23 protein-coding genes and 1 pseudogene are annotated in these 25,626 nt (G+C 42.6%); 10 read left to right on the forward strand and 14 right to left on the reverse strand.

The window, feature by feature from the left end; translation table 11 throughout:
* A pseudogene (locus ABKW31_RS09180) lies at window positions 1-327 on the reverse strand (transposase); the annotation flags it as partial.
* Window positions 328-495: 168 nt separating this feature from the next.
* Between ABKW31_RS09180 and ABKW31_RS09185 the strand changes: the two are divergent.
* Window positions 496-2,076 (forward strand): dipeptidase, encoded by a 1,581-nt coding sequence (locus ABKW31_RS09185; RefSeq protein WP_348616041.1) that lies wholly within the window; start codon window positions 496-498, stop codon window positions 2,074-2,076.
* Between the two features lie 48 nt (window positions 2,077-2,124).
* Here the strand turns inward: ABKW31_RS09185 and ABKW31_RS09190 are convergent, their stop codons facing one another.
* From ABKW31_RS09190 to ABKW31_RS09200, 3 genes are all read right to left on the reverse strand, one after another.
* On the reverse strand, window positions 2,125-3,018 hold the full coding sequence (locus ABKW31_RS09190; protein WP_348616042.1) for a LysR family transcriptional regulator: 894 nt from the start codon (window positions 3,016-3,018) through the stop codon (window positions 2,125-2,127).
* A gap of 69 nt (window positions 3,019-3,087) precedes the next feature.
* Window positions 3,088-3,783 (reverse strand): pirin family protein, encoded by a 696-nt coding sequence (locus tag ABKW31_RS09195; RefSeq protein ID WP_348616043.1) that lies wholly within the window; start codon window positions 3,781-3,783, stop codon window positions 3,088-3,090.
* A gap of 24 nt (window positions 3,784-3,807) precedes the next feature.
* The gene (locus ABKW31_RS09200; protein ID WP_348616044.1) at window positions 3,808-4,254 is read right to left on the reverse strand and encodes a DoxX family protein; all 447 of its coding nucleotides are present in this window, start codon (window positions 4,252-4,254) and stop codon (window positions 3,808-3,810) included.
* 293 nt (window positions 4,255-4,547) lie between these two features.
* On the opposite strand from ABKW31_RS09200, the gene ABKW31_RS09205 reads away from it, so the two are divergent.
* A complete protein-coding gene (locus tag ABKW31_RS09205) occupies window positions 4,548-4,886 on the forward strand; it encodes a hypothetical protein (protein WP_348616045.1) in 339 nt (112 codons plus the stop codon).
* Here the strand turns inward: ABKW31_RS09205 and ABKW31_RS09210 are convergent.
* Entirely contained in the window at window positions 4,875-6,686 is a 1,812-nt protein-coding gene (locus ABKW31_RS09210) for a carboxyl transferase domain-containing protein (protein ID WP_348616046.1), read from the reverse strand. The genes ABKW31_RS09205 and ABKW31_RS09210 overlap by 12 nt on opposite strands.
* Before the next feature lies 1 nt (window position 6,687).
* Complete coding sequence (locus ABKW31_RS09215) at window positions 6,688-8,661, reverse strand: cation:proton antiporter (RefSeq protein WP_348616047.1); 1,974 nt, start codon at window positions 8,659-8,661, stop codon at window positions 6,688-6,690.
* 119 nt (window positions 8,662-8,780) lie between these two features.
* On the opposite strand from ABKW31_RS09215, the gene ABKW31_RS09220 reads away from it, so the two are divergent.
* Together ABKW31_RS09220 and ABKW31_RS09225 are read left to right on the forward strand one after the other, a co-directional pair.
* The gene (locus ABKW31_RS09220) at window positions 8,781-9,671 is read left to right on the forward strand and encodes a GGDEF domain-containing protein (protein WP_348616048.1); all 891 of its coding nucleotides are present in this window, start codon (window positions 8,781-8,783) and stop codon (window positions 9,669-9,671) included.
* Between the two features lie 331 nt (window positions 9,672-10,002).
* A complete protein-coding gene (locus tag ABKW31_RS09225; protein ID WP_348616049.1) occupies window positions 10,003-10,446 on the forward strand; it encodes a hypothetical protein in 444 nt (147 codons plus the stop codon).
* On the opposite strand, the gene ABKW31_RS09230 is transcribed toward ABKW31_RS09225, so the two are convergent.
* The 5 genes from ABKW31_RS09230 to ABKW31_RS09250 form a co-directional block, all read right to left on the reverse strand.
* A complete protein-coding gene (locus ABKW31_RS09230; RefSeq protein ID WP_348616050.1) occupies window positions 10,408-10,965 on the reverse strand; it encodes a gluconokinase in 558 nt (185 codons plus the stop codon). The genes ABKW31_RS09225 and ABKW31_RS09230 overlap by 39 nt on opposite strands.
* Complete coding sequence (locus ABKW31_RS09235) at window positions 10,965-13,382, reverse strand: NdvB protein (protein WP_348616051.1); 2,418 nt, start codon at window positions 13,380-13,382, stop codon at window positions 10,965-10,967. The genes ABKW31_RS09230 and ABKW31_RS09235 overlap by 1 nt, the downstream gene beginning before the upstream one ends.
* A complete protein-coding gene (locus ABKW31_RS09240; protein ID WP_348616052.1) occupies window positions 13,372-14,733 on the reverse strand; it encodes an MFS transporter in 1,362 nt (453 codons plus the stop codon). Before ABKW31_RS09240 ends, ABKW31_RS09235 begins: the two co-directional genes overlap by 11 nt.
* A gap of 133 nt (window positions 14,734-14,866) precedes the next feature.
* Window positions 14,867-15,379, reverse strand: a complete 513-nt coding sequence (locus tag ABKW31_RS09245; RefSeq protein ID WP_348616053.1) for a transporter substrate-binding domain-containing protein — start codon at window positions 15,377-15,379, stop codon at window positions 14,867-14,869.
* 36 nt (window positions 15,380-15,415) lie between these two features.
* Entirely contained in the window at window positions 15,416-15,676 is a 261-nt protein-coding gene (locus ABKW31_RS09250; RefSeq protein ID WP_348616054.1) for a hypothetical protein, read from the reverse strand.
* Window positions 15,677-15,896: 220 nt separating this feature from the next.
* On the opposite strand from ABKW31_RS09250, the gene ABKW31_RS09255 reads away from it, so the two are divergent.
* Window positions 15,897-17,054: an HD domain-containing phosphohydrolase gene (locus ABKW31_RS09255; RefSeq protein ID WP_348616055.1), complete on the forward strand. Its 1,158-nt coding sequence runs from the start codon at window positions 15,897-15,899 to the stop codon at window positions 17,052-17,054.
* A 9-nt stretch (window positions 17,055-17,063) separates the two neighbouring features.
* On the opposite strand, the gene ABKW31_RS09260 is transcribed toward ABKW31_RS09255, so the two are convergent.
* Window positions 17,064-18,266, reverse strand: a complete 1,203-nt coding sequence (locus ABKW31_RS09260; RefSeq protein ID WP_348616056.1) for a general secretion pathway protein GspB — start codon at window positions 18,264-18,266, stop codon at window positions 17,064-17,066.
* Window positions 18,259-19,170, reverse strand: a complete 912-nt coding sequence (locus ABKW31_RS09265) for an AAA family ATPase (protein WP_348616057.1) — start codon at window positions 19,168-19,170, stop codon at window positions 18,259-18,261. The genes ABKW31_RS09260 and ABKW31_RS09265 overlap by 8 nt, the downstream gene beginning before the upstream one ends.
* A 175-nt stretch (window positions 19,171-19,345) precedes the next feature.
* Between ABKW31_RS09265 and ABKW31_RS09270 the strand changes: the two genes are divergently transcribed.
* From ABKW31_RS09270 to ABKW31_RS09290, 5 genes are all read left to right on the forward strand, one after another.
* Window positions 19,346-20,584 carry a multifunctional CCA addition/repair protein gene (locus tag ABKW31_RS09270; protein ID WP_348616058.1) on the forward strand — a complete coding sequence of 413 codons (1,239 nt, stop codon included), beginning with the start codon at window positions 19,346-19,348 and terminating at the stop codon, window positions 20,582-20,584.
* 457 nt (window positions 20,585-21,041) lie between these two features.
* Complete coding sequence (locus ABKW31_RS09275) at window positions 21,042-21,359, forward strand: hypothetical protein (RefSeq protein WP_348616059.1); 318 nt, start codon at window positions 21,042-21,044, stop codon at window positions 21,357-21,359.
* 335 nt (window positions 21,360-21,694) lie between these two features.
* Window positions 21,695-22,582 (forward strand): hypothetical protein, encoded by an 888-nt coding sequence (locus ABKW31_RS09280; RefSeq protein WP_348616060.1) that lies wholly within the window; start codon window positions 21,695-21,697, stop codon window positions 22,580-22,582.
* A 153-nt stretch (window positions 22,583-22,735) separates the two neighbouring features.
* Window positions 22,736-23,389: a dUTP diphosphatase gene (locus ABKW31_RS09285; RefSeq protein ID WP_348616061.1), complete on the forward strand. Its 654-nt coding sequence runs from the start codon at window positions 22,736-22,738 to the stop codon at window positions 23,387-23,389.
* A gap of 26 nt (window positions 23,390-23,415) precedes the next feature.
* Window positions 23,416-24,348 (forward strand): glyoxylate/hydroxypyruvate reductase A, encoded by a 933-nt coding sequence (locus ABKW31_RS09290; protein WP_348616062.1) that lies wholly within the window; start codon window positions 23,416-23,418, stop codon window positions 24,346-24,348.
* A gap of 45 nt (window positions 24,349-24,393) precedes the next feature.
* Here the strand turns inward: ABKW31_RS09290 and ABKW31_RS09295 are convergent, their stop codons facing one another.
* Window positions 24,394-25,617 (reverse strand): acyltransferase family protein, encoded by a 1,224-nt coding sequence (locus tag ABKW31_RS09295; protein ID WP_348616063.1) that lies wholly within the window; start codon window positions 25,615-25,617, stop codon window positions 24,394-24,396.
* Window positions 25,618-25,626 lie beyond the last annotated feature (9 nt).

A 25,626-nucleotide genomic window follows, 5' to 3' on the forward strand; every position in this document is an offset into this window, starting at 1 on the left:
AGCGTATTTCTGTGTTAACAGCGTGCCTTTGTGTAAACCATGCCAGCGCCTAACCACTTCTTCCATTGACCAGCTTTGTGCCAGCGCTTTATCCACATACACCACCACATGCGTGTGATTACTCATTACCGCATAGGCCGCAATATCAATAGCGAAGAGGGAAGATAAAAACAATAAACGCCCCTCTACCCAGCCGCGGCGGTGCTCATAGCTTTGGCCGGTAACAGTATCTCGGCCACACAAAAAAGAGTGACGAACGCAGCGCGAGACACAGTGATAATAAGGAGTATCAATAAGACTGATTTGGCTTTGACGTGATTGCGGCATGACAGACCATCCGTGGTTGTTTTAACCTTTAAAGCGTAGTTCAAAACTGTTTTTTTGCCAGTTTATGATGGGTGTCTAAATAGGCTATCAGTAATAAGTTATCGGGTGGTATTCAGGTTACATAAATTGGGCGTTATAAATGCCAGTTATTCTTGGGTGACTGCTTGTTTGGCACACTTTCAACTGGTACTTTATGTTAATGACATTTTTGTTGATTTTCCTATGTTCAAAAAACTGTTACTGCTCTTTATTGCTTTCTCTTTAAGCCATTCCTTATCTCTGACTGCTGAAGAGTCGGTTCCTGTTGCTGTTAGCTCTTTAGCACAATCTACTGCTGACTATGCCAGCGCAACCTATCAACAGGCCATGACTGAAAGTTTGGCGCAACTAGTTAGTTTCAATACTGTTGCAGTTGAGGGTCTGCCATCGCCTGAAAATCCAGTGCATCAAGGCTTTAAGCAGGAGCTGGCGCGTCAAGCCGATCAGCTTGGACTAGATTTTAGCGATTATGGGTACGTCGTGGTGATTGGTTTAGGTCAGAGCGACGAACGACTTGGGCTCATCACCCACGGCGATGTGCAACCGGCCGATCCATCAAAATGGCTTAAGTCACCGTTTGAATTAGATGCGACTTCTGAGCCTGGTATACTTTTGGCCCGTGGTGCTGAAGACGACAAGGGTCCCATATCCACCGCGATGTATGCGATGAAAGCTATAAAAGATAAAGAAATTAGTTTGAAGCGACGGATTGAGCTGTATGTTTACATGGCGGAAGAATCTGACTGGGCACCTTTAGAAGCCTTTGTTAAAACCCACCCGATGCCACAATTGAACATTACTATTGATGCCAACTACCCAGTAGTAACTGCTGAAAAGGGTTACGGCACGGTAAAAATGACCTTCCCAAATAAAGTGCTCAATTCAGATAAGCCTTACATTAAGAGTTTTAGTGGCGGCTTTTTTACCAGCCAGATACCCGAAGATGCACAAGCAATTATCGCACATGCTAATAGCAACTTGTTAGAGAAAATAATCACTCAGGCTGCCAAGCAAAAAGGCATGATATACAGCTATGACTGGCATGACGATGAACTCATTATCACCGCCCTTGGTAAATCTACGCACTCCTCTGAACCACAGCATGGCAAAAATGCTATCGCACATTTAGCTGCGCTATTGTCTGACAGACACTGGCCTAATAATGCATCAGGTGCGCTGGTCAATTTTATTAATACTCACTTAGGTACTGGCATTTATGGAGAGCTGTTTGGCAAAATTGCGTTCAAAGACGCTTTTATGGGGCCAATGACAGTCGCACCGACAGTGTTGACACAAAAAGATCATGGGATTGAATTAAGTATTAATTTGCGCCAGCCAAGGGGCAAAACACTCGAACAGTTGACTGAAGAAATTAATCAAACCCTCATCCAGTGGCAGCAAAAAAACCAAGTCAATTTACTGAATATTGATGTGGATATTTCAGAGCCTTTTGTGCAAACGGATGCGCCACAAGTGCCGACCTTACTGGCAGTATTTGCTCATTACACTGGCATTAAAGATGCACAACCTATTTCGATTGGTGCCGGAACTAATTCGCGTTTATTTCCTACCGCAGTCGTTTTTGGCCCAGCAATGCCGGGCAAACCTTACACTGGGCACTCAGAACACGAATTTGTTAGCGTTGAGCAATTTGTCCTTAATTTAAAAATGTATACGGCCGCTATGGTAGAGCTCGCCGGTGAGCCATAATATTAGCCCTTGCAGAGGCCCACTAACAACAAGGATTAAAGCCATATTTCATTCAAACCACCTTTGTTGTTTTAACTCTTCGCTAAACCAATCAAGAGCCTTGCCCAACTTGCCTTTTTCAGTGGCAAAATAAACTGGCACTGGAGGCCTTGGGATTGCGCATGCTTTAGCAACTAATACCCCCTCCGCTAACTCACAACGAATAAGATGCAAGGGTAAAAAGCCCACACCAATACCTTGGACTTGTGCCTGAATTTTACTTTGCATACTGCCCACTCGAATTTGTTGCTTGCTATCAAATAATCCTGAAGAACGTCCCGGCAAAGTACGCGAGCTATCGGCCACAATGATGGTGGGATATTGATTAATATCATGGGTTTCGAGTAAACCAATAAAATCAGCTAAGGGATGATCCTTAGCTACTGCAAAGACAAATTCAAACGTGCCCATTTCATGCAGACTAAATTGACCTTTGGGTAATTCACCGGTAAGACCAATAGCAATATCTGCCCGTTTGGTATGCAAGGCATCCCAGCCACCGCCCAAAACTTCTTCAATAACGGTAATTTCAACCTGCTTATCAAGCAAGCAAAAGCGCCCGATGATATCAAACAGGATGCGGTCGGGAATAATGGTGTCTTTGGCTATCGTCAGTTTAGCCTCCCAGCCAGACTCAAGTTGATGGACTTTTTCTTCAAGTCTGGCACTGGCTTGCAATAAAGCCTTGCCCTCTTCTAACACCAACTTGCCCGCTGGTGTCAGCACCGCGCGTTTAGCACTGCGGTCAAACAAAGGAACGCCTAAATCTGCCTCTAGTTTTTGCATGGTATAAGTAATCGCCGATGGCACTTTAAACAGAGCTTCAGCCGCCGCGGCAAAACTACCACGATTATGGATAGCTTCTAGTACCCTGATGGCGTCGAGTGTTAAAGCGTTGCGCATGGTCATCCTTATTTCAAAACAAAAAAGAGTGAAACAAACAATAGTTTTATTTCACCCACCCTAATCAATTTAAGGCAAATCAAATACCAATGCGACCAGAGCAATATCTGCTGAGTTAATGGCCGTCAGCTCACTAATATCAGTAAGTTTAGCGCCATCCCCAGCATCTAATGTCTGGCCATCTAAATTCAGACTACCTTGTACAATGTGCACATAGCCCTTACGCCCTTGGGCAAATACCAATTGCGCTTGCGTATTAGCTTGCAGATATAACTGACTGATAGTGGCTTGTTGCCTGATTTTCAAGGTGCCATTTTCGCCCGTTGGAGTGATCACTGGCGTTAATCCTTGGTTTTGGCCAAAGTCCTTTTGCTGATAGCCCGGCTGACCGCCATGACTGTCAGGCACAACCCAAATTTGTAGAAATTTTAACACCTCGGTATCCGAAGCATTAAATTCACTATGGGTCACACCGCTGCCCGCTGACATTAACTGAAACTCGCCCTTAGGCAGTTTCTGTACATTACCCATACTGTCTTTGTGTGCAATAACGCCTTGGGTAACAAAACTAATTATTTCCATATCTCGATGTCCATGGGTACCAAAGCCGGCACCTGGTGCTACGGTGTCATCGTTGATAACTCTTAAGGCCGAGTGCCCCATGTGTTTGTCATCATGGTAGGAGCCAAAAGAAAAGGTATGGTGGCTATTTAACCAGCCAAAATTAGCCACACCACGGTCTTTTGCTGCGCGAAGTTCTATCATTTTTTTCTCCTTTCGTTTGACTTATTAGGCCAGTTTTTTACTTAATAATCTATCGACCGAAATATTGCCTGAACCGGAAAGCAACAAGGAAACCGAGGCTGCCAACAAAGCTAAGCCAAATTCATAGCCGTTATTGGCCATAAATAGTCCATTGGCCAAGTGCACACTGGCAATCGCGACAATCATGGTTAAGGTTAAAACTGCAGCTGCGGGGCGAGTGAGCAAACCCAACAAAATGAATAAGCCGCCAAAAAACTCTGCGCTGCCGGCCATCAACGCCATTAAATATCCCGGCTCTAATCCAATTGACGCCATCCATTGACCCGTTCCTTCCAAACCGTAACCACCAAAAGCGCCAAACAGTTTTTGCGCCCCATGGGCCATAAATATAATACCAATGGGTATACGCAATGCTAACGGAGAAAAACCTGCGTCGGATGAAATTAATGGTGCAAATATTTGTTTATTCATGTTGATACCTTAATTTTTTTAAACTGTATGTCCAATCTGTTATGTTCAGCGACATTGCTGTTGAGTAAAATATAAACTGCTTAGTTAACAGAAAAAATCGAAACATTTTGCATTGATAGTTCAAATAATTTGAACTATCAATGCGCAAAATAAACAGGGACTAGTAAAAACAGAAATCACGCTATTTTAGATAGTGAACTTTTGCCTGATTGGCGCCTCCAAATAAAGTCTGATAAATACCGCTAAGTAGCTTAATATTGAGCGGTATTTTTCCATATAAAAAGGAGCATAGATTGAGTAGGGCCAGTCGCGCGGTATTATTGGCAGCGTTGGTGTTTCCTGGCGCAGGGCATTTTTTTCTTAAACGCAAAGTTATGGCATGGATACTTGTGCTGACCTCAAGTGCTTGTTTATATCAATTGATCGTAAGTGCTGTTGTTACCGCCAACTCAATCAGTGACAAAATCATGCACGGTAAGATCCCCTTAGATGTTGAGCAAATAAGCGCTGCGGTGTCGACAGAATTAGCCACTGAGGGCGGCATTATGTTAAGTGTGGCAAGCTGGATGCTCTTGGTATGTTGGCTTATTGGAGTACTTGATGCCTATCGCATTGCTAAATTAAGCGAATAAAGTGAAATTAAACGCCAGCAACAGTGTTTGACGCGTATCAGCGGGATCAATCACCGCATCTATCTCCAAGACACTGGCTACTTCTTGTGCTTGACCTTTAGCATAATGCTCGGCCAACAAGCTAGCAAACAACGCTTGGCGCGCCACCGGATCAGTTTCTGCTTCTAAGCGTTTTTTATAACCTAACTTAACTGCCCCTTCTAAACCCATAGCGCCAAATTCACCCGTGGGCCATGCGAAAGTATAAGAGGGTTTACTGGTACTTCCGCCTAATAAAGCTTGTGCACCGAGACCATAACACTTGCGTAATACCACCGCCACCAGCGGCACGGTAAGCTTTGCGGCGGCCGTAAACACTTGTGATAGGCGGCGCACCGCACCACGACTTTCATGTTCGGGTCCAACCATAAAACCCGGAGTGTCACACAGCACCAATAAAGGAATAGTGAATTGCTGACACAGGAGCATAAACTGACTCAACTTTTCACCCGCCTCAATATCAATCGCACCGCCCAGTACCTTGCAATTGCTGGCAATAATACCCACGGGGTTGCCAGCTAGGTGCAGGAAGCCCGTTATGACTGCCCCACCAAATTGCGCTTTAATTTCGGTAAAAGAATCTGCATCGGCGATGGTATTAATAATAGTTTTTACGTCATACACAAACCGGCGGTCTTCTGGCAAGGCATGGCGTAAGTTTTGCTGCACACCGCCCGCGTCTTTTACCTTTTTTTGTTGGATTGGCCCCTGAAAATAAGATAAACATTTTTGCGCTACTTGGGCAGCCATCAGCTCATCGTCTACCAAGATGTCAATTACGCCATTTTTAGCTTGTACCTCACTGGGCCCAATATCTTTGGCAGCGACTTTACCTAAACCGCCCCCTTCAATCATGGCAGGACCAGCCATACCTATCCAAGATTGTTTGGTCGCAATAGTAATATCAGCGGCACCAAACAGCGCCGCGTTGCCTGCAAAACAATAACCATTTGCCACCGCAATACGGGGTACCACGCCACTAAGTTTGGCCCAATTGGCGAAGGATTGACATTGTAAGCCTGAATTCACCGTGGTGATATCGGTGTCCCCTGGTCGTCCACCGCCGCCTTCAGTGAACATAATAACGGGCAAATGTTGCGCATGGCTGAGTGCTAAAATACGGTCGATTTTCATATGATGAAAATACCCCTGCGTTCCGGCAAGTACGCTGTAGTCATTGATTATCAGGGCACAACTAGTCTTACTTTGCTCAACTAATCCAAGATTAATTTTACCTATTCCTGTAATCACACCGTCGGCGGCGGTGGTGGATTTTAGTTCTTCATAGGGCCGAGAAAGACGCTGAGCAGCCACGGCGAATTGACCATATTCAATAAAGTATTGTTCATCACACAGTGCAGCTAAATTCTCTCTAGCTGTGCGAAATCCTTTGGCGTGGCGCAGCTCAGCAGCTTGCTCGCGTCCAGCGTCTAGAGTTTGGCTTTTACGCTCAGCAAGGTGCTGGCTCAGCATGGCTTGAGCAGATGATGTTGCAGTACTTTGCGGCTCGGCTATGTTGCTTGCTACCTTGCTATTAATATCGACAGCTATGGTCACTAATGCATCGCCAATCTGACATTCTTGTTGGGCACAACAAATGTCACTGATCTCTCCGGCACATTGAGCATAAAGCGTGTGCTGCATCTTCATTGACTCGATAATCAATAGAGGCTGGTTAACATTGACATGGGCGCCCTGTTTAACTAACACAGTACTGATGGTTCCCAACATTGGGGCATGGAGTATCTGAGGTTGTGACATATTAATGACCTTCAAGTATAAAACGTTCGGCCCGCTCTACACGACGGGGTTTGCCCACTATAACCAAGACATCGCCCACCGCTAAGACCATCGTCTCTTCGGGTTCGGCAATTTCATTGTTATCACGGCGTAATCCTTTAATACGAAAGCGTAAACGCTCCGCATCAAGATCATTTATGGTTTTACCTACGGCAAAAGCTTGGCTGGTTAAGATAACCGCATGCATAAACTCTAACTTATCTTTTACGCTGTAATTCAATTCTGTGGTTTCACCCGGGAAAAAACCATGCATATTGCCATAATGACCTTTACGCTCTTTTTGTACCCGTTTAATTATGCGTGACATTGGCACGCCAGATAAATGCATGACTTGGGAGATAAGCATTAAACTGCCTTCCAATATCTCTGGTACCACTTGTGATGCGCCGGCATCTAGTAACTCTTGCATTCGGTAATCTTTGCGAGTTCTAACTACTATGGGTAGTTGTGGATACATACTGGCGATGAGTTGAATCACACTTTTAGCCTTTTCGTGTTCATCAAAGGTAATCAAGACTAATTTTGCCCGCTCAATTGCCACCGCATGTAAGATATCTTTCTGTTTTACATCACCAAAATAAACTGGCTCTTGCGCGCTTTGACTTTCTTGTACCCGCACCGGATCCGCATCAACTACCATGTAGGGAATGGCTTCGGTTTTGAGTAAACGGCTAACGGATTGCCCTACTCGTCCGTAACCGAAAATCAATACATGATCACGCATGTCTTGATGTTGCGCCAATAGTTGCTCTGTCCCGAGTACACGCGGCGTTTTTTCTGGGCTAAGACGCCGGGCAAACTCGTGGCTTTTATCTACCAACCAAGGGGTAAGTGCCATGCTCATCACGCCAATCGTCAGAACTAATGAACCTTGTTCAGTACTCAATACTTTGTGATCAACCGCCAAGGCCGCTAGTACAAAACTAAACTCGCCTAGTTGGCACAACTTAAATCCAGCAGCCCAAGCGTCTTGTTTATTAAGGCCCATTAGCCAAGCTGAGAGCTTAATTAATAGTATTTTAAGGCCCATGATAACCACTAATCCCAACAAGGCCCAGTGCAATTGCCCTGGCAAATTATGCAGTTCAAGACGCATGCCAATGGTGATAAAAAACAAACCCATTAAGATGTCGCGAAAAGGCCTAATATCCGCTTCAAGTTGATGTTTGTATTGGCTTTCCCCCAACATCATGCCGGCTAAAAATGCACCTAAGGCCATAGATAAACCAAATGAAAAGGCTAAACCGGCGGCTAAGAGAGTCACCATGATAGTCGTTAATACAAACAATTCATCGGTACGGGTGCGCGCTATTTCACTAAATAACTTAGGTAATATCCATTTGCCAACCGACATTAATATCGCCACCACGATGACACCTTTGATTAGCGCCATGGTAATGGCCAACCACAAACTTTGTTGGGCATCGTCAGCGAGTAAGGGCACGAGAATTAATAAAGGTACAACGGCTAAATCTTGTAATAGCAGAATACTGACGGCAATTTGCGCTCTGGGCGTGTTAATAATGCCAAGGTCCCTACTTTGTTTAATTACGATAGCAGTTGAAGACAGCGCGACCATGCCACCTATCACCAAAGCCGCTTTACCATCAAACCCTAAGAGCATGGCAATCACCAGAAACACGAGTGTAGTGAGCACCATTTGACTTAAACCTACGCCAAATACTAAGTGACGCATGGCTAACATTTTAGGTAGTGAAAATTCTAAACCCAATGAAAACAGCAAAAAAACAATGCCCAGCTCGGCAAAATTTTGCATATCTTCAGGATGTTCAAATAAGGCAAGTATGTCGGGTCCGGCAAGAATACCGCAAAACAGATAAGCCAAAATAGGCGGCAAATTAATGCGTTTAAATAACCATACAGCGGCCACTGCCACTGCCATCAATATTACTATGTTGGCCAAATTTCCGTGCATGTTAGCCCCCTTAGTCAGTTAATTCTGTCGCTTTTTATATACTAGGCACACTATTTGCTCATACCTAGTCAGAAATACCATAGTTTTTTTATGCGCCAATATATTGGCAGGAGCGTCTCTTGGAACAACTCAATCCGTTTTATGATGAAGGTATCAGTGAAAACTTCTTTAATCTAGAACAATTCAATCATGGAATGAGCCATACCGAAGTGAATCAGTTTATGCATAAATTACTGACCACGATAGATTTATCACGCTTGAGTGAGCTTTATTTTCAACAACTTCAAACCAGGTTGAGAATTGATGGACTCAAAATTCAGTTTGCTGATCAATCAATCACGTTAGGCTCTTGGCGCCCTCAAAACCAGAGTAAAACCTTAAGTTGCTTGCGCAATGGGCAGGTCTTTGCAGTTATTCACTATGGCTTCAGTCGTACCTTAGCCAATAGTGACTGGCAAGTTTTACAACAAATGCATTTATATTTTTCTAACCCATTAAACAATGCCCTTGAACACCATAAAATAAAACAATTTGCGATGAAGGACTTTCTCACCTCCTTAGGTAATCGCGCCAGTTATGATGAGGCTGTCGGGCGATTGATTAGTCAGGCTGAACGCCATCAAAGCCCATTTGGTTTATTGGTTTTAGATTTGGATAACTTCAAACAAGTTAACGATCAGTATGGTCACCATGACGGCGATAAAGTGCTTATCGCGTTTACTCAAACTCTGACTCACTGCTTGCGAGATTCGGATTTTGCCTTTCGCTTTGGTGGTGATGAGTTTTGCTGTTTGTTACCCGACACCCATGCACCCACCATCCAATTGATTGCTGAGCGCATAAAGGCAGCCGTTGGAGCCGATAACTTGCTACAAAAGCATCTTGTATCCTGCAGCATTGGCAGTACTGTCTACCAAAATAACGACACTTCTTCCATCTTGTTTTCTAGAGCAGACGCCGCTCTTTATCAAGCCAAACAAAATGGCAGAAATTGTATTAAAGCGGCTTAGGTAGGCGTCGTTTTATCTAATCGCTGACGGCAATTATTTGCCTTGTTTTAGATGATTTTGCGGATAAGAGGCAAAAATCGGAAGTTATACGCTTGATTTCTAGCCAGCAAATTATTGGTTTAACGCAATGTTAGCTATATTTGTTACATATCTGGTTGAAGATTTTGGCTCAGCGCTGAAAGTCTTGAGATTACCAAGTCGGAATTTCGTAGGACATGCTGGTTGTTAGTGTAAAATCCAACGCAGATAGGAGCAAATTCAATTGCTTTGAGTGACGACTTATCTAGAGTTAAGGTTATTTATCATTCAAAAATAAACTAGGTTTAATATTATGACAAACACTACCACTCATACGTCCCCAATTGCTCGCTGGTTTTTACCCACAAGTTTAATTTTATTGGTGTGGAATTTATTAGGCGTGATGGCATTTATTCAGCAATACAGTATGACAGCTGAGCAAATCAGCCAACTTCCCTCTGCTGAACAAGCTCTCTATTTGAATTTTCCACTGTGGGTGTCGATTGCCTTTGCGTGTGCTGTTTTTGCAGGTACCTTCGGTTGTATGGCGCTAGCACTTAAAAAGACTTATGCCGTCCCACTGCTTTGGATATCACTGACTGGCGTTATCGTACAACTCTACCATTCATTTTTCATTGCCAACGCAATAGAGGTTTATGGCCCAAGTGGTGTCATCATGCCAGTGATGGTGCTTGCGATAGCGATTTATCTAGTTGGACTATGCAGGTTGGCGAGTCAACGTCATTGGTTGAGTTAAGCGTACCACCGCGTGTACACGTTCAACGATATGTTGAAAATCAATACCAATATCCAAGGTCACTACATCAGGCTCTGCATGAGGCAATTCTAAGGCACTATACTGACTGGCCAATAGTGAAGCTGGCATAAAATGATTTTTACGCTGCTGCATGCGCCGTTCAATAACCTGTTGTTCACCATAAAGATGAATAAACAACGTTTCAAACCCCAGATCTCGAAATCGTTGCCGATGATTGCGACGCAAACCTGAATATGCCATCACCTTATCTTGCATAGGCTCACTGGTTATTGTTTTGGTCAAACATTGCAACCAAGGTTCACGCATAGCATCGGTTAGGGGTTTACCAGAGGCCATATGTTGTTTAGATTCTGCTGAATGGAAATCATCGGCTTCTATAAATTGATAGCCTAAGTCTTCTGCTATTTTTGCACCTACCGAGGACTTTCCGCAACCACTGACACCCATAACAATAATAAGTTTTAAACCGGTATTATTAGCTTGTTCTATTGAAGGCATTACTCAACTCCCTGTGTTGTTTTAACACTAAACGGCAGTTGCACCCTGACTTGATATTCTGCACCCGCCACAAAATCGACAATACATTGCGCTTCGATTAAGCTATTTTCAACAAAAATTTGTTGTTGTTTCACATTTGCAACACGTTCAAAGTGAATATTAAACAGCGCGCCTCTGAAGGATCGTTGAATAAAAGCACTTGGCCAACTGCTCGGCAGTTGGGGTGAAATGTTCAAACCTTGTTTATTGCCCACTACGCCAAATAATTGTTCAACAAGAATACGATAATACCAAGCCACAGTACCGGTATTAAATAGTTGGCTAGACTTGCCTGCCTCTTCAGCAAACTGATAATAAGCACCACGGTAATAATTAGGTACAAACAAAGGTAGCTGCCCCCGGCGCAACAGATCACTTTGATTAGGTAACATTAATTTAAGTTGTTCATAGGCTAAATCGGCCTGACCAATATGATACAAACTGTATATGTAGAACGCACTGGCGTGATTGTATACCGAGCCGTTTTCAGCGGTACCAGGAAACTTCTGAGTAACACGGCCAACATCTTCGACCATGTGGGTATAACTTGGCGCTAACATCATAGCGCCGCAGGGTGTATGCAATTGCTGCTTTATTGCCTCTAACATTAGCTCAGTTTGTTGCTGATTGGCCGCGCCACTTAACCACGCCCAACTTTGCGGATTTAAAAATATTTTGCCTTCTGAATCGCTATCGGTACCAAACACCCTTCCCTCGTCAGTGATGCCACGAGCAAACCAACGCTGCACCCAGCAATATTGGTTAACGGCTTCGTTTATTTTTGTAGCTTGTTGCACAAAAAACGCCTGTTCGGCGGTATCTCGATGTTGATGTAATATTTCGGCCCACAAATTTAGTGCATAGGCACTGGCCAAGCTTAACCATGCTGAAACACCCTTGCCCTTGTAACCCACCATATTCATAGGGTCGCACCAATCACCTTGATTGATATAACTTAAACCACGCTCATCACGACTTTTATCTAACCAATGCATGGCTAAACTAACATGCTGGGCAATACTCTGTAATTCTTGTGAATCGCTAAACCCAACTAACACCTCTAAAAATTCATAATCAGCAGTTTCATCAAGATAAGCTTTAAGGCAAATAGGCAACCAAACGCAGTGGTCAGTATGGGGCACTTGATTGATGTATTTAAGTTCAGCGCCAACATTAAGCAATATACCATCGGGCATTTCACCGGATATTTTTTGTTGACTCAAGGCTAGATAAAAAGCATCTCGTGTTGCCTGTGGACGGATATACGTCATGCCCATACTGTCTTGCAAATAATTGCGTGTTTGTGGATCCGTAGTTAAGCGATTAACGTCCCCGTGATAGTAAAGTTGCCGGGCCATCCAGTGATTTACATAAGCATCAAGTTCATGGTCCGGGGTCAGGATATTGATGACCCCTTTACCCGCCTCTAGGTAGGCCTGATAGTCTTGGCCAAGTTGTGCAAACACCTGCTCAGGCTTAAGTAAAAATTGCTGTTTAAGCGTAGCGATGTGTTGTTGGTCTTTGGCTGGCCCAAATATAAAATGTAGCAGGGTTGATTGTGTAGCCTGCAGTTTTAGTTTGTGCTGCATCACGGCGGTTGGCGTACAATAATTAGCTTGACCATTGCCTAAGGCTAAGTCAGTCACTCCGCTTGGAGCATGCAAGCCCCCCTCTCCTTCAAATACATGCTGACGAGTCTCCCAGCCGTCTGCGGGGCGATCACAAGCTAAAAATGTTAATTCGTGCAAACTTTGATTTTTAAAATAATCTGCTACTTTTTGATAAGGTTCGATACTGCGACAGACAATGGCGTTTAGCGCATAATCAAAATAACCACTTTGATTCATCCACGAACGATAACCCACCGGAAAATAAGGGTAAACGCTAATATCGCGCTCATTTTCTTGCAAATTTTCGACTTTTAATTGCCAGCATTCGATCGCAGTTTCAGTGGGCAAACGCAAACAGAGGGTAACTCTAATATCCAAACATTCTGCTATCCAACTGATTTGATGTCCTTCGTTGATAAATTCAAAGTGAGCAAGTTGTGCCCGCACGGGTTCATAGGGCGCAGAAAAAAACTGCTTGGTAACATTATCTTTGATATAAAAGAATCGCCCGGGATGATTAGCATAATAGGGCTGTTCTGGCTGCATAAAGGTCTTAGCTTCCAATGCCGGCCCTGATACGTATTTACTGGCGTCAGGTTGCATAAATTGAGCGATGGCATAACCACGACAATTTGCTTGAATCAACATACGTTTATTCCACAAAAAACCAGCGGCACTTGGCATTAACGTCGGGCTATATAAACGATAAATAGCCCCACTGTTCTCGCTACTTAGGATGTCGGAATAAGTGTTTGGCTTACTGTTCATCTTGTTCACCTAATTTTAATTCACGGTGAATCAGCTTGATCTGTTTTTCTGAGAGGGAATAAAAACGAACAACAAAAACAGCTAATAGTGCAAAAGCGGCAGGGATAAGTGTCATCAGTAACACAATAGCCAGTTCAGAGCCCTCATTTTGCTGCTGATTAGCAACGTAACCTAGGGCTCCCAGCATCCAGCCCATCATCGCGCCAGCTATTGCACCACCGAGCTTTTGTGAAAATGAGGCCGCAGAAAAAATCATTGCGGTTGCGCGCCTGCCATTACGCCATTGTGAATAATCAGCCGTATCGGCATACATAGAAAAAACCAGTGGCGATTTAGGCCCCAAACACAAACCGATAGCAAATTGCAGGGTGTACATTAACCAGATAGCGTCTTTTGGCACAAAAAAGAACATTGCCGACAGCACCGCGACTAAGCTCATGAGAATAATCAATAAGGTTTTTTTGTCAAAAAAGCGGCTTAATATAGGTGTACTTGCTGCACCTATACCTAGAGCAATCATATAAATCGTTAAAAACTCAGCGATAAGATCTTCGCGCCCGACATAATATTTAAAGTAAAAAGTACCGACACTACCGCGTAAAGTAATGGTTAACATAATAATCAGTGCTAATGAAAACAGCACCAACCAAGGTTTGTTTGAAAGTAGATCCTTAACATCCTGCATGATTGGCGTTTTTTGACCCGCAGGCGGTGCGATACGTTCTTTAGTGCTCAAAAAAGTAATCACAAATAAAAACAAGGTGACAAAACCATAAGCCGTCATGGTTAATTGCCAGCCAAGCGCCTCATTGCCCTGGCCTAAAAACGCAACCAATTTAGGCGTCGTATAAGCCACCAATGTGCCGCCAGAAAAAGCGCCAATAAAGCGGAAACTAGTTAATGTTGTACGTTGCTGACTATCGGCGGTTACTACCCCCAACAAAGCACCATAGGGCACGTTAATAAAGGTATATGCCAACATCATAAATATGTACGTACAGTAGGCCCATATTAATTTACCTCCTTCATTTAACTCAGGAACAGTAAAGGTCAATACCCCTGCAGTGGCTAAAGGCAATATGCCCCATAATAAATAGGGTCTAAATTTACCAAAACGAGTTTGTGTGCGGTCAGCCATTGCCCCCATTAAGGGGTCAGAAAAAGCATCAATTAACCGAGTCACCAGCATCATTGTACCTACTGCGGCAGGAGCTAAGCCAAAGACGTCGGTATAGAAGATAAAGAGAAAAGCGTCGAATACCCGCCAATAAATATTGGATGCCACGTCACCCATGGCATAACCGACTTTTTCTTTAATACTAAGACTATATTGTGTGTTTGGTTCCTGCACTGCGGCTTCCCTTTGCGCTATGGGCGCGATAGTTCAATCAAGACAATAATTGTACACAAAAATTTAACATAAATGAAAACGTTTTCAAAATAAACGGGGTTTTATTGCATGTGTTTTTTAAGAGACTTAAACCTTACTGTTTTGACAAGGCTGCAAGAAAGAGTTGGTCAATCTGTTGCTTTTGACCATTCTCCGCTAATTGCACAAACGCTTGATTGAATCTATCCATCCATAATTGCGCATCTGGGTAGGATTTACTGATCAGAAAATATAATGGTTCAGAGTATAGAGCTTGGGGGAAAATCCTAATTGGATCCTCAGTTTCTGTTTGGTGGCGTAGTTTGATGGCCTGAATATAACCGTTAGTCAAACCCGCATCACTCCAACCTCGCTGCACTTGTCCAACACAACCAATTCCATCTTTGGCTCGATTGATTTTCATTGCAAATTGGTCGATAACGGTTTGCTCAGCCTTTCCAATACTGTAGCCATGGGGAATGCACAAACGTTTGCCATGTATATCTTCTATACGATTAAATGCCGAGTCAGAGGCTACGAACAAGCGCACGGGTACAAAGTTAATTGGTAATGAATACAAAAACTTTTCGCTGCGCTGCTTTGAGGCAATATAAGGAAAGGCCCCCAAGGATTTTGCTTCTTGAGTCCATTTTAAGCCTCTGTCTCAAGGGAGTATTTCAAAGCTCACCTCCACTGACATTAAAGAAAACGTTGCCTCTACCAGAGCTTTTGACCAACCTCCAAGCAGAAAAGACGAATCTACAAAAGGGAAATAACTCTCACCTGTGGCTATTTTAATAAGCTGAGCTGTCTCATCTTTACTTTCAACTTGTGCATAACTTATATTCATGCCGAGGAACAGCAACAAACAATACATCGTCGTTAAATACAAATTTTTGGTTTTTTGAGTTATTATTTGTCTCAATCGTAGCTCCATCTATCAAGATTTTTCCATGTAAAACAGTACACTTCTAGCTAATACGCAAACTAGAATTTGGGCGCGTTAATTTAGCACGTTAGAATATTGATTTAGAGCAGAATATGTAATTTATCTAACATAATTAATTATCGACTTGACGCTAGTATTAATCTATCTAAGACTAGGCGAGTATGACCCTGATAATGACCAATGAGACCGAGTAACAATGTTAAAAGTTATTGAAATAAGTGAATTAAAATCTGGCATGTTTGTCACTCGAGTTGTTAAACAGGAAGGAAAGTTTTATGTCACCTCTGGTGGCAGAATTAAAAAACAAGACGATATTAATAAACTCGTAGCCAAGGGTATTATTCAAGTTGAAATAGACTTAAAAAAGAGCATGTTTGACAAAAATAAAAATCTTAGCCTAGGTTCAGATGAATCGAATCAGGACTATGGAAAACAACTAGAGCACTCACTCAAAATTTATGAACAGGCCAAAGATATTCACTCTCGTTTAATGACACGTGTAGCTATGGGTAAAGTGGCAGATTTACAAAGTGTAAATGAAGTGTCACAGCACCTGCTAGAAAGGGTGTTTGAACACGAAGATGCTATTAGCATTGTGACTCTGCTGAGTGAAAATGATCAGTATTTTATAGAACATAGTGTTAATTGCGCCATTTTGATTATTTTGTTCGCACGCCATTTAGGTTTTGAACCTGAGCTAATGAGGCAGTTGGGTGCTGGTGCGATGTTGATGGATATCGGCATGATGAAGTTGCCTTTGTTACTAACTGAAAAACCAGAACATTTTAGCCAGACTGATACGCAAAAAATGCAAAAACACGTTAAAATAGCACTCGATTTAGTTGATAAAATAGATGCTATCTCAGAGGTGAGTAAAGAAGTCATAGAACTACATCACGAACGCTTAGATGGATCTGGCTACCCTGCAAAATTAACTGAACAACACATTTCAGTCTATGGCCGTATGGCGGCTATCGTCGATGTGTATGATTCATTAACCACTAAACGTCCCCACCGTAGCGCGCACAAACCAGCTGACGCCTTACGCTTAATGGCTGAAGAAATTCCAGGTCTTGATCAACAGTTATTTAAAGAGTTTGTATTGTGTATTGGCGCTAATCCAGTGGGTTCACTGGTTAAGTTAGATAGTGAGAAATTGGCTATGGTATTGCGCCGCAATAAACGCGACCCTCTCAATCCAGTAGTCATGGTATTTTATGACTTACAAACTAAAATTAGCGCTGAGCCGTATCCTTTGGATTTAGCCAAATCTGACGATGTGATAGCAGCGAGTATTAACCCAGACGATTTTGGCATGAACCTGCAGCAATTTTTATTGAAAACCTTTATATGAAAAAACGGTTTACCAGTCTGTCATAGACAACATGCTAAATTCATGGCCTTGATAATTCAGGATCACATGCTGAGAAGCAATTTGCACGATCCTGACCTTGTTATCAATTAGCGCCCCTTCTAACATTCTTTGACCATTAACTCTGACCCAGCGCTCCGCAGGGTCAGAAGAGTACATATGTGCCGAAAATGACATGCTCGGTAATTCATTCATCACCCAAGCGGGTAACTGATCAATTCTTGGGACGTCTTGCGACCTAGTTTCACTTGTCGGTGGAGTCAAGACAGGAGAGCGTCTTATCTGGCTATCGTTCGGCGTAATTCTCTCAATAGGCTCTGCCAGAGAATTACCTGATGCGGCTTCTTTGTCCATTTGCTTAATCACATTTTCAAAACGCTTGACTAGCTCTGGCGATAACTGTGGTTCCACTGCTTTATTAGGCTGTGAGCTAGGCCCTGTAGACTGAGCCGATTCGATAATCTGGCTAACAGGCGAATTTACAGATGACTGGCTGACTACAAGAGTTGATGCAGTTGTAACTTGAGTAGGTTGGGGCTGAACGACTGCTTCCACAGTAGCAACTTCACTATCCTGTGCAGTAATATCCTCAGTACCTGCCGGTAGGGTACCTCCCGGTAGGGTACCTGCCGGAGTAGAAACCGATGGGGCTTTTTCAGTCGGTAGTTCATTGGTGTTTGTCGGACTTTCCAATATTTTAGCCTCTGAGTTGCCACCTTTAAGCGCCTCGGTTGGCGGCGCATCAGCGATAACCAGTGGGCTGCGCAAGCTTAAAATGTTTGGCACATACGCCACGGCATAACCCACGGCAAGCCCGCACAATATAGTCAAAGTAAGTAAGGCGTAACGCCGTGCATAAAATTGCCAAGCTGAGGGAATATCCTGTACTGATGGCAAAAACAAACTGCGATTAAATTGGTCATGTGACTGCTTATCTTGGCGATTTGGCATACCGGAACCGCTTTGCAATAACTGCAGGGTTAAAGAGCTTTGTACTAGCGGCGTTTCAATCTCCACTGTTTGTGTTGGGTCTATTTGTACTTCCTGAATGCCCATTTCAATTAATCCTTGGATCATGTCAGTACTGGTCACTAGGCCTGATTTACGGATTTTGACAGGACCATTTTGTTTAGTTACCTGCACAATCACCATGCCAGGCAACAAGGCTTCAGTGGCAATACAGTTACTATGCATATTGCTGTCCTACCCAAAAGCCCACTGCAACAGCAGCAACAAAACAGATAAACATAATGTAGGTCCAAGACCTACCGACCCTTTGTTTAACAACATCAGCACCCAATATTTGCTCAGCAGCGGCATAAAAAATATGTTTTTGTACCACCGGCAGTTGTTTAGTAAAGGTAAGTGTTAAGGCTCGATCACATAGCAAGTTTATCACCCGAGGTATGCCGCCAGTAATTTGAAAAGCGGCACGAATAGTCGCTTGACTAAAAATACTAATATCACCATTAGCAACACCTAAACGATGCCCAATATAAGATTTAACTTCTGATGAGGTCAGCGGCAATAGATGATAACGGGCGGTGATACGCTGAGCTAATTGACGTAATTCATTGCGTTTAAGCAATTGTTGTAATTCCGGTTGACCGATCAAAACGACTTTAAGTAATTTTTCGCGATGGGTTTCTAAATTGGTTAATAATCTAAGTTGTTCGAGTACTTCCGGCTGCAAATGCTGGGCTTCATCAACAATTAAGATGGTATTAATGCCTTGCTGATGGTTTGCGGCTAATTTGCCGAGTATCAGATCGGTAAAGTATTTTAAGCTAAGGTGCTGACTTTCGTGTTTTATGCCCAGTTCATCGCATATAGTCGCCAGCAGTTCAATGGCTGACAAAGTCGGATTTAAGATCATCGCGACTTGAGTATTGTGCGGTAATTGCTGCATTAACTTGCGTGACACCGTCGTTTTTCCGGTACCCACTTCGCCGGTTAGCATCACAAAACCACCGCTTTCTCGTAAGCCAAAAATAAGATGAGCTAAGGCTTCTTTATGACGCGGGCTCATATATAAATAATCAGGATTAGGCGCAATAGAAAAGGGATTATCCGATAATCCAAAATAACTCAAATACATAGTTTTACTGTTATCAGCCGTTGTCGAAGTTGCGTTGCTAAACTAACCAGTAAGCACACACTTGTCAAAGGGGGAAACGCCAAGTTATGATTTTTATGCGGCTAGATTTATACAAAAAGTATAGAGTCAGGCATAATGCTCAGGTCAAATAATCATAAAAACTAAAAACACTCTTATGCAAGTCTACTTAGTTGGCGGAGCAGTTCGCGATAAACTGCTCGGCTTAGATATCAAAGATCGCGATTGGGTTGTGGTGGGCGCCACTCCAGAGGACATGCTCAAATTAGGTTATCAGCAAGTAGGTGCTGATTTTCCGGTATTTTTACATCCTAAAAGCAAAGAAGAATATGCATTAGCCCGCACTGAACGCAAAACGGCTCAGGGCTACAATGGTTTTGAATGTTATGCCGCGCAAGACGTGACGTTAGAGCAAGATTTATTACGCCGTGACTTAACGATTAACGCCATGGCCATGGACGAAAACAGTAAAATTGTTGACCCCTACAATGGTCAACAAGATTTAGCTAACAAATTATTGCGCCACGTATCACCAGCATTTATTGAAGATCCCCTTAGAGTGTTCAGAGTGGCACGATTTGCTGCGCGTTTTGCTTCCATTGGATTTACCATTGCTGAGCAAACCATGGCATTAATGCAAGAGATTTGCCGTTCAGGGGAAATAAGTCACTTAAGTGCAGAACGAGTTTGGCAAGAAACTGCACGCAGTTTAAGCGCTGAAAACGCAGATATTTATATAAGCGTATTACGCGAATCCGGCGCCTTAGATATTTGGTTTCCTGAGCTGGCTATTTTGTGGGGCATTCCTAATCCAGCTAAGTGGCACCCAGAAATTGACACCGGTATTCACACACTTATGGTGTTGCAACAAGCACAAAAATTAAGTGATAAATTAACGGTGCGCTTTGCTGCATTAGTGCATGATGTAGGTAAGGGCCTAACCTCACAAGAACACTGGCCATCGCACCCTGGCCATGAAAAATCGGGTTTGGCCGAAATAGTGACACTTTGCGATCGCATCAAAGTACCTAATGATTGTAGAGAACTGGCGTTAATAATGAGTGAATTTCATTCTCATGTGCATAAGGCTTTTGAGTTAAAACCCAGCACCTTGTTAAAAATGTTTAATCAGTGTGACCCGTGGCGTAAACCACAACGTTTCAAAGATTTTCTTACTGCTTGTGAAGCCGATGCTCGTGGTCGCACTGGTTTTGAAGATCGTGACTACCCCAACTCTGACTATGTATGGCAGGCTTATCTGGCTGCGGCCAAAGTGGATGTTAAAGCCATTGTGGCTAGTGGGCTAGTAGGGCAAGCCATCAAACAGCGCTTGAATGAATACCGTCTTGATGCGATTAAACACCTTAAAAAAGCTTATCCATTTGAAAAAACCTAATCGAAAAAATAGGATATGGACAGTATGTTGGTGGCGAGTAAGAAGTACTCTAAAAAGCCAAAACCATCGTATCCTCCCCCTACTCTGCAAATATTTATTATTTACTCGGGTTCACTAAGACCTATAAATCACAGATTTACGGCACAATTTTCACTAACATTGTTAAATTTTAATTTATTTATCTAAAAAACAACCGAAAATGTAATTTAATTACACAATTTTATAGCTTTTTTAATTATATATAAATATTAAAAAAGAATATTAAAAATATAAAAACTATAAATATCAGCAACTTAAATTATGTTAATTCATTAACACGCTAATTTTACAAAAGTCTAATCAAACTACCACAAAGAAAAAACAACAATATTCTGTAATTAAATTACTATTTAGCTCGAGAGTTGATGAATATATTAGCTCTGTGAAAATGAATTAATTAAATAACGAGGTATTGAATATGAAAAAGTTACTTGTTTCTGTTGTTGTTGCCACTGCTAGCTTGTCATTCAATGCAGATGCTGCTCTAAATAACGCCAAAAATATAAAGTTTGTTGGTGACACTGAATTCGCTAGTTTTTGTCAAGCTGCTGTCAATAATGATTTAAACTTGTTTAAACGCTCTGTTGCAAAACAAGTGGGTGTCTTCACTAGTTCTAAGCAACGCACATTAGGCTTGGTGTTAGAAAACGTAAGTTGCAATGGCAAAAGTATTGAAGAGTTTTCTGAAACTCGTCAAGCGACCACTGTTATTGAATTTATCAAAAGCATAAAATAAATCCCTAATTTAGCAAGACATGCTGTGTCGCTGACACAGCATGTTTGTTATTTCACATCCACTGCCCTTTTCTTCGTCGTTCAAAACAATGCCCGCCTGCAAATAATATTTAAAATCAGTCAACTCTTACTCAGTTTTCACCACGACCTTTAATCAATGATGGCATAAGCTCAAAATAATACCGCCCCGAGATCTTTCTATAAAGGTTGTTTTTGGTTATCTTGGTAAAACAGTAAGCAGTCCCCCTGCGCTAACAAAACTTATTGACTGGGCTTGTACATTTCATCTTGCAGATAAGTAAAGTCGTAATTTAAATCTACTGATATAGGTAAAATATGCACCTTGAGATTAATCAATATCGCCACTGCACTTTAATTATTGGTGTAATAGTCGCCCTTTGGATTTTAGCGACACCAGCATCTCAAGCGAGGGCCGAACAGAATGATCTAACGCCGCCCATTATCCAAGAAGTGGGCCAAGAGCATAATATGCAAAACGACAAGCCTGCTCGCTTATTGTATGGCCCTGATATCAATAAACTAGGCGGTTGGAATCACACCCAAAACTTTAGCAATGAATTTATTGGTTTAAAACGACAGCCAGAAAACTATCAAACCGATGCTCAATCAAACGTTGATACCACGCGCTACGCCACCACCCTAGTCAAAAAGTTAGGTGATTGGGAGCACCAACATGGCAATGGCATAATTGCAGATATACACGAGCAACCATTACATTATGGGCAGATTAGCGGACTTGTCATTCTGCTAAAGATTAACAGTAAGCAGACTTATTTGCCTACCTTAGAGCAGTTATTGGCAGCCTATTCAGACCAGACGAGCGAAGCTGAATTAATGGCCTTTGACGAGCCCAATGTCTATCTTTCTATCGCTTTATTTGGCGCTCAAAGTACGCTAGACAAAAATACTTTTAATGCAGATTATTTGTTGAAACTAGACAGTCAAACACAGCTCGATAAATGGTTATCCGTGTTCATTCCGGTTACTGCATTGTCTCCTTTTATAGAAAAGGATTATCAAGAGCAGATAATGACGCAAACAGAAGCGCAAGAGCAGCCTATAACTGGCTTGCGTATCATGGCTGAAACAGCCAGTGCCAAGGTCATTCGAAACTTAATACCTACACAATTTAACCCTATGACCCCAAAACTGTTTAAAGAAATCGCACTGGAAATTAAATACCTCGCTATCACGGTTCACTGATATTTATCCCTGCGTTAAAATAACAGAAAATACTTTATCTATGCCCCACTTCGTGATCAAATAGATAGCATTATACAGACCTTGCACTCAGCCTTTATCGCAGCATAGTTAAACCCAACTATCTGCAAACCACCTTATTTTACAGGACCCACTATGCTAACACCTACCCAACTTGCCACTATGCTAGCCTTACAAGACAGCATGAATATCAAAGTAAACCCTAGTTGGCTAACAGCAGGTTATGCATACTTGCGTGCTGCGATGATTGAATCGGTAGAAGGTATTGAGCACCACGGCTGGAAATGGTGGAAGGCCCAGCATAAAGATTTACCTCAGTTGCAGATGGAATTAGTGGATATTTGGCACTTTGCACTGTCCCATATCATTATTGAATATCAGGGTGATATTAAACAATCAGCACAAACCATTGCTGAACAACTTGCGTCTAAGCGCACGAGTGTCAGCTTTGATGGTAAAGACTATGATTTTACCACCTTAGACATTCTCGATAACCTCGAGCTGATGGCCGGTTTATGTGCAGCCAAACGTTTTGACGTGCCATTATTCATTAAAATTGTTGAACAAGCCGAAATGGATTCAGACGAGTTATATCGTCAATATGTGGGCAAAAACGTCTTAAACTTCTTCCGTCAAGACCACGGTTATAAAGAAGGCAGTTATAGTAAAGTATGGCAAGACCGCGAAGATAATGAGCACTTGGTCGATGTGCTTAATAGCTTAGACATTGCATTGGCTGACTACAGCGAGCAGGTGTATGCCGGTTTAAAACAGCGTTATCCTAAGTAAGTTAGCGACACAAGGAACGAAGTGGCATGGCACTGAATATTCTCTATCGCGGTCCGGCAGAACGTGGCCAATATTGGCAAACATTGTTTGCGCAAAATTTGCCACAGCTTAATTGGCATAATTGGCCAGACGTGGCAGATAAAGATGCTATCGACATGTTGGTTTGCTGGATCCCGCCTAGAGAATACCAACAAGATTACCCTAATTTAAAAGTCCTTTTTTCAATAGGCGCAGGTGTTGACCAACTGAAAGTTAACGAAGTCCCCGAGCATATTCAAATCGTTAGAATGCTAGACCCAGGTATTCAACAAGGTATGACAGAATTCGTTTCCATGTCTGTACTGAACATTCATCGAAACACCCTCGCTTATGTCAACATGAATAAACAAGCTCAATGGCAGCAACTGCCGCAAAAGCGCACAACTGAAGTTCGAGTTGGCATTATGGGTTTGGGTAATTTAGGCCAAGGGGCCGCGACAGGCCTGCTTAACTTAGGTTTTAAGGTAGCTGGTTGGAGTAAAACGGCTAAACAGCTTAGCACTGTAGAGTGTTATTCTGGTCAAGAGCAACTCACTGCATTTTTGCAGCAAACTGATATTCTAGTGTGCTTATTACCTTTAACAGATGAAACCCGCGGTATCTTAAACCACCACACACTATCTTGCCTGCCAAAAGGCGCAAGTGTGATCAATGTTGGCCGCGGTGAACATATTGTTGAACAAGACTTAGTCGAACTGCTCGATCAGGGGCACTTACGTTATGCCATTCTTGATGTGTTTGCTAAAGAGCCGCTAGACATTGACCATGCATATTGGCAACACCCGCAAATATGGGTAACACCGCATATTGCAGCTATTACTCAAAATGACTCAGCCGGACAAGCCCTGCTAGACAATGTTCAGCGCTATCTCAACAATCAAGCTATGTTAGGAGCGGTCGAGCGCGCACTCGGCTATTAATGTATTATCGGTTTTATCTGTCATTACCAACATACAAATTGCGACTCAACTTACCACCTTGTTTTGATTTGCATGCGCTATGTTGTGCTTTTTAGCCACTGTTATTTTTAACCCAAATAACCAACGACTTAAGCTCGTCCGCCGCACTAATTCATACCCCACTAAACAGCCCAAGCTTGTGAGTAAAATCAATAAAGACGCTTCCACCAAAGCAGGTAAGTGCAGGGACAACAATTTCATCGCGATCACAACGATCAACGTTTGATGAAAGATATACCAAGGTAAAATAGCTTGGTTCGCATACACAATAAAGCGGTTTGAAAAATTGAGATAGTGCCCTGCGTATCCCACAACAGCCAGTATCCAGGCCCAGTGATTGCTAATGAAAATCGTACCGTAGAAACTTTTCACCCATATTGAGCTATGATAATACTGGGCGATAAACGTCAGCTGTTCATGCCTGTCCAAAATAATAAAGCCGTAGCAAAGCAATGCGATGCATAAAAACCAGCGACGTTGCTCAACGATTTTTTGCCACAGTTGCGGCATTCTGGCGAGAAAAAACCCACAAACTAATACCCAAAAATACTTAGCGTGGCTGTACCAATCATTAAGTAAATCATGGCTTGTTGGATAAGACTCCCGTAACAAAAACCACATGATAAAAGTTGTAAGAACAATCACAGTCACAGCCCAGCCAATACTGACTTGCTGACAATGCCTGGTTTGCAATACCCATTCAAGCACGGGTTTTAACAGCAACAGGAGTAGGCTGTAGCACCATAAATAAGGTAGAAACCACAAATGATTCCAGGTCAGCAAACCTATTGAAGAGTGTTTGAAAGGCGCCAAGCTGGTATCCACATTCCAATATTCTTGCAAGAAAGACCAATAACCTAGGGTTAGTCCATGTTGCTGCTGCAATTCATAAAACAGTTGCGGCGGCACAATCACGTACATGGAAAAAATCAATGGCACCAGTAAACGCCTGCTACGCATGCCAAACACTTGCCAGGCAGAAGTCTGTTGTTGCCCGCGGAGTAAAAATAAAGCCAGCGCCATGCCTGATACAAAAAATAACAAGGACATACGCCATGGATTAATCAATATCATCATGTCTTGCAGCCACAGACTCTGCTGAACACTTTTTATATGCCAGCCCCATTCAAATACGTAATACATGCCCACGTGGTATAAAATCAATAAGCCAAAAGCTAAGGTGCGCAGCCAATCAATGTCGTATCGACGATTATCTATTGCTTGAGTCATAACATTCCT

It is taken from the genome of Paraglaciecola sp. 25GB23A (assembly GCF_040012495.1).
Classification (GTDB): domain Bacteria; phylum Pseudomonadota; class Gammaproteobacteria; order Enterobacterales; family Alteromonadaceae; genus Paraglaciecola.

Excerpts from the sequence above, each read along its gene's own strand:
- ABKW31_RS09190 (WP_348616042.1), bottom strand. The coding sequence starts at position 3,018 with ATGCGCAACGCTTTAACACTCGACGCCATCAGGGTACTAGAAGCTATC.
- ABKW31_RS09195 (WP_348616043.1), bottom strand. The coding sequence starts at position 3,783 with ATGATAGAACTTCGCGCAGCAAAAGACCGTGGTGTGGCTAATTTTGGC.
- ABKW31_RS09200 (WP_348616044.1), bottom strand. The coding sequence starts at position 4,254 with ATGAATAAACAAATATTTGCACCATTAATTTCATCCGACGCAGGTTTT.
- ABKW31_RS09210 (WP_348616046.1), bottom strand. The coding sequence starts at position 6,686 with ATGTCACAACCTCAGATACTCCATGCCCCAATGTTGGGAACCATCAGT.
- ABKW31_RS09215 (WP_348616047.1), bottom strand. The coding sequence starts at position 8,661 with ATGCACGGAAATTTGGCCAACATAGTAATATTGATGGCAGTGGCAGTG.
- ABKW31_RS09225 (WP_348616049.1), top strand. The coding sequence starts at position 10,003 with ATGACAAACACTACCACTCATACGTCCCCAATTGCTCGCTGGTTTTTA.
- ABKW31_RS09230 (WP_348616050.1), bottom strand. The coding sequence starts at position 10,965 with ATGCCTTCAATAGAACAAGCTAATAATACCGGTTTAAAACTTATTATT.
- ABKW31_RS09235 (WP_348616051.1), bottom strand. The coding sequence starts at position 13,382 with ATGAACAGTAAGCCAAACACTTATTCCGACATCCTAAGTAGCGAGAAC.
- ABKW31_RS09255 (WP_348616055.1), top strand. The coding sequence starts at position 15,897 with ATGTTAAAAGTTATTGAAATAAGTGAATTAAAATCTGGCATGTTTGTC.
- ABKW31_RS09260 (WP_348616056.1), bottom strand. The coding sequence starts at position 18,266 with ATGCATAGTAACTGTATTGCCACTGAAGCCTTGTTGCCTGGCATGGTG.
- ABKW31_RS09265 (WP_348616057.1), bottom strand. The coding sequence starts at position 19,170 with ATGTATTTGAGTTATTTTGGATTATCGGATAATCCCTTTTCTATTGCG.
- ABKW31_RS09270 (WP_348616058.1), top strand. The coding sequence starts at position 19,346 with ATGCAAGTCTACTTAGTTGGCGGAGCAGTTCGCGATAAACTGCTCGGC.
- ABKW31_RS09275 (WP_348616059.1), top strand. The coding sequence starts at position 21,042 with ATGAAAAAGTTACTTGTTTCTGTTGTTGTTGCCACTGCTAGCTTGTCA.
- ABKW31_RS09280 (WP_348616060.1), top strand. The coding sequence starts at position 21,695 with ATGCACCTTGAGATTAATCAATATCGCCACTGCACTTTAATTATTGGT.
- ABKW31_RS09285 (WP_348616061.1), top strand. The coding sequence starts at position 22,736 with ATGCTAACACCTACCCAACTTGCCACTATGCTAGCCTTACAAGACAGC.
- ABKW31_RS09290 (WP_348616062.1), top strand. The coding sequence starts at position 23,416 with ATGGCACTGAATATTCTCTATCGCGGTCCGGCAGAACGTGGCCAATAT.
- ABKW31_RS09295 (WP_348616063.1), bottom strand. The coding sequence starts at position 25,617 with ATGACTCAAGCAATAGATAATCGTCGATACGACATTGATTGGCTGCGC.